We start from the raw sequence: 1,810 nt of genomic DNA on the forward strand, positions 1-1,810 counted from the left end.
GCTCATACGAATTCAAATATATCATCTCCTAAAAAATCTTTGTTAAGATGATTGACATATTTTATCACTTTTATTCATAATACAGCCAAAAGAAAAAGAGTCAGCTATAAAAACCAACTCTTATAAAAATATCTTTATTAATTTATCTAAAGCATCCCATTCCCTTTAAATCACTATTACTCTTTAAATGCATAAATGTTACATTAGGAAGCACACCATTTGCTCCTCTCTTTTTAGATAATTGACTTACATCTAAACTTTCAAAGTCATCAGCTGAAACAGTTACACCTTTTTTGGACCAAGAGTTATTTGTATAATTATTAAGAGGTAAATTAGCATCCTTAAAATTAGTTCCTCCAAAAGCTATATTGTAATGTAAAACTTCTCTAGTACCTGGAATATCTGTAGAATCAGTAATGCTTACTCTTTCAAGCATATCAAAGTTTCCACCTCTGTTGTTATAAGCTGTATTATATGTCCAGGTAGCAGATTGACCTGGCTGATGATTTGCATAAAATCCATGAGCAGCATTATTTGCAGATAAACAATTAGTTACTGTATGAACTGGAACTGTACTTGGAACTCTACCTGTACCATATCCTCCAATTTTAAAACCATTAGAATCTCCACCAGCTCTCATATTAAAAGCCCAGCATCCATCAAAAGTATTAGATCCTTTAGAAGTTAAGCAGTCATACCCATCATCACTACAATTCCAAGCACGACAATCCTTAAAAGTAACTCCATCAGCATGAGCACCAAAACCATCAGTATTACCTATAGACTGACTATTAGTACCTATATTATTATATGAATCACATTTAATACAACTTCCTGTTGCATGATTTACAAAGTAAAAGCCATTTGCATTATTGTCATGACACGATACTTGATTAAATGTTGCATTACCTTCAACTCTTATACATTCAGACTGCTTTTGATTCCCATCCTTTACCCCTGTAATTTCCATAGCTAAAAATGTTACATTCTTAACTCCTGGCCCAATACGAAAAGCTGCTATACGCTTTGTTGGTTTAACATTAGAAAAATCAAATATTGGTAAATCTTTCGAAGAATATGCTCTATATAATATTCCACTTTTAGTTATATTATTTACATAATAATAATTGCTGTCTTCACTAGCTATTTTAAAATCCTTATAAACCCCACCCATCATATAAACTGTATCTCCTGAAGATGCAGCATCTTGAGCTTTTGATATACTTTTAAAAGGTGATGAAATAGTACCTAAATTATTATCATTTCCATTTGGAGAAATATAAAAATCAGCTGCCTTTGCTGATACACCTTTTACTCCAAAAGAAAAACCTGCTACGAATAAGCATACACCTAACTTTAATAGTCTACTTTTTAGATTACTTTTATGTTCATTTGCTAATCTATAAAACATAAAATTTCCCCCTTAACTTTTATGAATATGTTTACATGAAATATGTTAGCATACAAGTATTCTATCTTCTATATAGATATCGTAAACACTTACCTTTTTTATCCTAAAGTAATCTTTCTTACTTTTTTTATATTTTTTATATAAAAAACTTTATTTCTTTTATCTTTTTAATAATAAAAAACAACTCTAAGAATTTAATAAATGAAAATGATAAAGTAGACAAATTATTTACTTTGCTTTTCTCACACAGTATTCCTCTTTGGTATTAATATACAATAAAGTTTAATTACAAAATTAAAGAGCTGTAAACTTAAACTTACAGCTCTACACTAATTATATTTTATATAACATATCTATATGTGGAATATCATCCTCTAAGTATTCATCTGAGACAGCTTT

The 1,810-nt window shown here is 29.3% G+C and carries 1 protein-coding gene; it reads right to left on the reverse strand.

What is annotated here, in order from left to right:
• Window positions 1–142: 142 nt before the first annotated feature.
• The gene (locus tag BM384_RS16960; protein ID WP_090015430.1) at window positions 143–1,411 is read right to left on the reverse strand and encodes a right-handed parallel beta-helix repeat-containing protein; all 1,269 of its coding nucleotides are present in this window, start codon (window positions 1,409–1,411) and stop codon (window positions 143–145) included.
• Window positions 1,412–1,810: the final 399 nt, after the last annotated feature.

This window comes from Clostridium sp. DSM 8431, from assembly GCF_900116755.1.
In the GTDB taxonomy this organism is placed as follows: domain Bacteria; phylum Bacillota; class Clostridia; order Clostridiales; family Clostridiaceae; genus Clostridium.

What these genes read in the sequence shown, in the direction of transcription:
- BM384_RS16960 (WP_090015430.1), bottom strand. Translation starts at nt 1,411, where the DNA reads ATGTTTTATAGATTAGCAAATGAACATAAAAGTAATCTAAAAAGTAGA.